Raw genomic sequence first — 5,275 nt, 5'->3', positions numbered from 1 at the left:
TAGGTTGTTGAGGTGGGTGGCAAGATCGGGATGATTTTCGGGCAGGGCAATTTTGACGATTTCGATGGCTTGGAGGTACAAAGGTTCTGCTGCTTCGTATTTCCCTTGAGAATGATATAAATATGCTAGGTTGTTGAGGTCTCTGGCAAGATCGGGATGATTTTCGGGCAGGGCAATTTTGTCGATTTCGATGGCTTGTTGGTACAAAGGTTCTGCTGCTTCGTATTTGCCTTGAGAATGATATAAATATGCTAGGTTGTTGAGGTGGGTGGCAAGATCGGGATGATTTTCGGGCAGGGCAATTTTGACGATTTCGATGGCTTGGAGGTACAAAGGTTCTGCTGCTTCGTATTTGCCTTGAGAATGATATAAATATGCTAGGTTGTTGAGGTGGGTGGCAAGATCGGGATGATTTTCGGGCAGGGCAATTTTGACGATTTCGATGGCTTGGAGGTACAAAGGTTCTGCTGCTTCGTATTTCCCTTGAGAATGATATAAATATGCTAGGTAGCTGTAGACAGTCGCAATATCAGGATGATCTTTATCTAGCTGCTTTTCTGCTATTTCTCTACCTTTCTCTAACCAAGGTTGTGCCTGTGGATAAAATCCTTGACCTTGATAGAATGAACCTAAGCTAGTAAAAGGAACAATTAAATCATCATCACTCAAATATTCAGTCAAATGTTCTGCCACTTCCGTAATATGAGGAATATCTACCTTAAATTTCTCAACTTCCTCCCGTGTAATGTCATAGGGAATTTCCCCTGCCGCCTCCACCATCATCATAACAAAACTACGTTTCAACTCATCCGCTTCTGGATATTCTCTCAATTTTATCTGCAAAAACTCCCGCACCAAAGGATGTAAACTATAAACCCCAGACTCAACACCCTTCAACAAATGCAGATTTTCCAAATCCCCAAGAGCAATTTCCCACACTTCCAACTCCTTATCATCCTCTATCCCATCCAACCACAAAGGAATAGGTGCCAAAGCAAACAACCCCAACCACAGACTTATTTCTTGAGTATTCTCATCCAACTTATCCCAACTCAAAGCGATCGCCTCTGCCACACCATGAGGATAATTAATCAACTCGTTAGCTGACATCGCCTGATGTTCCAGACTTTTTCGCTGTAAACGCTGGAGCATTTTTGTCAAAGCCAAATTATCCCTATTCAAAGATTCCCAATACTCATCCAAATACCGCCCCACTAATTCGATCGCTAAAGGCAAATAACCCAACCATTTCAAAAGTTCCCTTGCTTTTGCTTCTTGGGGTTCCATCAAAATTCTATCTCTACCAATAATTGACCTTAACAAATCCATGGCTAGCAAAGGTGGCAACACATCCAGAGGCAACTCCCGAAATTCCTTCTTGCCAAAATGTTTACGAGTCGTCAGCAGTACCCGAAACCGAGACAAGTCAGGAGGCAAAAAAGGCTTTACCTGAGATTTGTAGTCAGTCACATCATTATATATAAGTAACGCCTCCCCCTCAGACCAATATTGCCAACAGTAGCGCAACCTTCCCTGTAAGTCTTCGTCTTCCGGTAGAATAAGTTGGAGATTATTCTGAGCAAACCTGAGTATCTGAATACCCACATTCTCCGCAGGTACTTCCAACCAACAGATACCACCAGGGTAAGCAGACTTATTAGCACGAGCGTATCGACGGGAAAGTTCCGTTTTACCCACACCCCCTATTCCCGAAACAGACACAACAGCAACCCGTTGATTATTTTTTAGCAATTTGTGGAGTTCGTCAAGTTCTCTTTCCCTACCCACAAAAACTTTATTATCTAAACCTTCCTCCCCAGGAATATAGTATTTTTGTTTTGGATGTTGAAATTGGGTACTTTTCTTTGTCGGTGCCCCTCCCGACGACTTCAGTCAAAAGTTAACTTCCTTAATTTTGACAGTTTTATTGCCAACAATACCTGTATCACCTACATTACCGCCAGTAATAGTGCTTCCCTGAAACAAAGCATTAATTTTCTCAGCAGTTACCCCTTGAGACTTAATTTTTTCTAACTTTGCCTCAAGATTTTTGACATCTTCTGGATGTTCCTCTTTAGCAACCGCAACTACATCAATAATATCTTGGTTAAGTTCCGAGTTTTGATTAGCCACCGCCTCCATTTCCCGTATCGCTTGCTCAAAATCTTCAGGAAAAGGATTTTCTTGTGCAGGTTTCAAAGCACAGAAAGTATCCGCAGGCATTCCTTTGACTCGTTTCCATAACTTACCCGCTTGCTCCAAAGTCTTTTCACTTAAACCTTCCCCTGCTTTTTCCACATATTTAACTAAAAAAGGATAGGCGATCGCTGCTGCAGTTAATTCTATAGGTTCCATTGTTTTTGCTCCTTGCTAAATAATAAAAAATTAAGTCTATTATTTTAGATGAGAAGTCTCAATTATTCTGCCCCCTATTTTTCTATTATATATCTATATATATAGTAGATGTAGTGCAAAACTTTTAGGGTGCGTTAGACGACTAAAAATGTAGGTTGGGTAGAACAAAGTGAAACCCAACAAAGTGTTATTGTTGTTGGGTTTTGTTCCTGAACCTAACCTACGCTAGTATCAATATTAGAGCTGTAAGAAATGTTAATTAACATTGATAAAAATCATCCACAAATATTAGAAGGTTTAGATATTTGGTTACGCCTTGGCTTAATCTCCGATGATGAAGTTAGGCAACTTTGCCAAAAATATCTAAGTACCCCTCTACCACAAGTTATCAAAACAGAGAAATTAGTAACTAACACTAAAACAAGTCAAACAAAAATAGATTTACAGCAAACTATCCCTAAGACTTCTACTGTAAAATCTCCTAATTTAATCACTCAATTATTACAGTCATTAATGGCAGAATTAAGCTTGCGATGGCTGCTTTTTTTAGGTTTATTTTTGGTGGTTGTTTCTTCTGGTTTACTTGCAGCCAGTCAGTGGGAAAAATTTCCTCCTCCCGCACAAGATTTAGTGCTTTTAGCATATACATTATGCTTTTTTGGAGCGACAGTTTGGACGAGAAAAACAGGAAATTTACGTTTAACTTCCGAGACGTTGCGACTGGTGACATTACTGTTAGTACCTGTGAATTTTTGGGCAATAGATGGCTTAGGTTTATGGGGTAATATTGGAGAATGGTTAATAGTAGCATTAGCTTCTTTTTTGCTTACCAGTATCGTCATTTATTTTGACAAAAAAATTACTAATTATCTTTCTAAACAGTGGATTTCAATTGCTGCACTAAACTTGTTAGGGCTGAGTTATTTACAGTATGGATGGAAATTTTCAGGATTTCCTATTTTGGCAATTTATTTAGGTGTGATTGGTACAGCAATAGCCACTATTTATCATAACCAAACTCAAAAAATTACAGAAACAACAGAAGTTGAAAATAAAACTAATACTGGAGAGCTACTCACAGGAATTGCCATTGTAGTTTATGCACTCTTGATTTTGCTAGCTAGAGGGATTTTTGTTGCCAATGTAGATATCACAAAATTAGGATTAGCCTTGGGAATAAGTGGGTGGATATTATTGAAAAATAACATCTATAATCAAATTAAACAAAAATTATTTATACAAAATCGGATTGGGATTAGTTTGTTATTTCTTGGTTGGTTAGTTTCAGTATATGCTCAACCTTGGCAAGCATTACTTGTTAGTATTATTGGCTTATTATTGTTAGCTGAAAATCTGCAAAAATCTTGGCGAAGGATTGAATTATCTACAATTTTTTGCATTGGTTTACAAATAACTTGGTTAGGATGGCGGTTAATTCCAAGTGCAACTAGACAAACTTTATTTACCACAACAACTCAAATTTTTAATGCTCAAAATTCACCAGAATCATTATTCAGTTTAACTTGGTTTCCCTACTTAATATTTATGGTCTGGGTGACAGATTGGATTTATCGCAGTCAACAAATTAATTTAGGAAAGTTTAGTGAAAAAATCTGCTTAGGGTTTGGAGTATTTTTAAATATATTATCCTGGCAAAATCCTCTAGTTATATTTCTCAATTTATTAGCTTCAACTATTACCCTTGCTATTTTTAATTCTCGTCGTCAACCTACCAGAGTTGCTCTTGTTTATTTGAGTCATATCACTGCTTTATTATCAATATTTTCTGGGATTAATTATTTCTTGCCAGATTTAAGTTTAACCGCATGGATAATAATTTTATTAGTAATGATGGTGAGTGAATGGGGAATATTTATATTGCAGACCAAGATAACAGCAGAAACAAGGATAGTTACACCTACATCTTCTATCTCGTTGTTAAGTTGTTTCTGTTTAAGTGCTTGGCATCTGGGTTTAGTTTTAGCAACTATAAGTTATATTTTGCTGTTGGGTAACTTAGGAAATTTTCAACCTAATATTTGCACGGTTATTAATTGCCAGTTATCACCAGAATGGCGAATTATTTGGTTTATTACTCCTTTAGCTTTAACAACTATTTCCAGCAGAATAATATCTTTCAGAAAAATAGCAGGTGAATTAAGTATCGCTGCTGTAATTATGCTCCAAACTTTAACTTTATGGCAGCCAGAAACTCGATTGCTTGGTTTGGGTTTAGGGATAGTTTTAATGTTCTTTAATACCAAATACCTACTAACTCAAACATCAGCAAATATTACGGTAGGATTTGTCTTAACTGTTATAAGTGTTTGTCTGTGGGAAAGTGTATTAGGTTTGCCTCCTGTTTCTGGGGTGGAGTGGTTATTAATTATTAGCATATATTTAGTAAATTTATGGTTATTGTACTCTCGAATAGTTCAATTATCAGGGAAGTTATTTAATATTTACGCCAAAGCATTAGATCGTTGGGCGATAACTTTGTGCAGCTTAGAATTAATCCTATTAACAATCCACTCTTTAGGAATTTATGGTGAAATTGTTAATCCCTCAATAATAGTAATTATATCTGCTACTCTGACATTATTTGCCATTGGTTATCGAGGATTTATTAAACAAACAACAGAAAACTCATCTATTACCGAATAATTAATAATTATGGGGTTGGTAAATGATTGTATGATTTTTAGTAGTCAATAGTCAGTAGTTAAAACAGTTTTTTTTACCTGACTATTAATCTGATTATTATCCAAATTTCATACCTGATTTTACTAATAGCAGTTAAGACATAAATAGATGGCAAAAATCATCATTAACTGGAAAATATTTTGAGTAGTCAGCAGTCAGTAGTCAGTAGTTAAAAGAGTTTTTTTCCTGACTATTAATCTGATTATTATCCAAATTT

General features: G+C 36.5%; 3 protein-coding genes. 1 reads left to right on the top strand and 2 read right to left on the bottom strand.

Features of this window, described 5'->3' with window-relative positions; genetic code table 11:
• Positions 1–1,788: tetratricopeptide repeat protein (locus ACP6PK_RS30705; RefSeq protein WP_426565445.1), on the bottom strand; the 1,788-nt coding region annotated here is incomplete at its 3' end.
• Between the two features lie 105 nt (positions 1,789–1,893).
• Positions 1,894–2,355, bottom strand: a complete 462-nt coding sequence (locus ACP6PK_RS30700; RefSeq protein WP_426565443.1) for a eukaryotic translation initiation factor 3 subunit E — start codon at positions 2,353–2,355, stop codon at positions 1,894–1,896.
• 252 nt (positions 2,356–2,607) lie between these two features.
• Between ACP6PK_RS30700 and ACP6PK_RS30695 the strand changes: the two genes are divergently transcribed.
• Positions 2,608–5,019 carry a hypothetical protein gene (locus tag ACP6PK_RS30695; protein ID WP_426565441.1) on the top strand — a complete coding sequence of 804 codons (2,412 nt, stop codon included), beginning with the start codon at positions 2,608–2,610 and terminating at the stop codon, positions 5,017–5,019.
• Positions 5,020–5,275 lie beyond the last annotated feature (256 nt).

It is taken from the genome of Dapis hubbardiae BLCC-M172 (assembly GCF_050016015.1).
Classification (GTDB): Bacteria; Cyanobacteriota; Cyanobacteriia; order Cyanobacteriales; family Microcoleaceae; genus Trichodesmium.
This window is presented reverse-complemented; position numbering and strand designations above follow the sequence as displayed.

Coding starts and splice junctions, on each gene's coding strand:
- ACP6PK_RS30700 (WP_426565443.1), bottom strand. CDS start 2,355: ATGGAACCTATAGAATTAACTGCAGCAGCGATCGCCTATCCTTTTTTA.
- ACP6PK_RS30695 (WP_426565441.1), top strand. CDS start 2,608: ATGTTAATTAACATTGATAAAAATCATCCACAAATATTAGAAGGTTTA.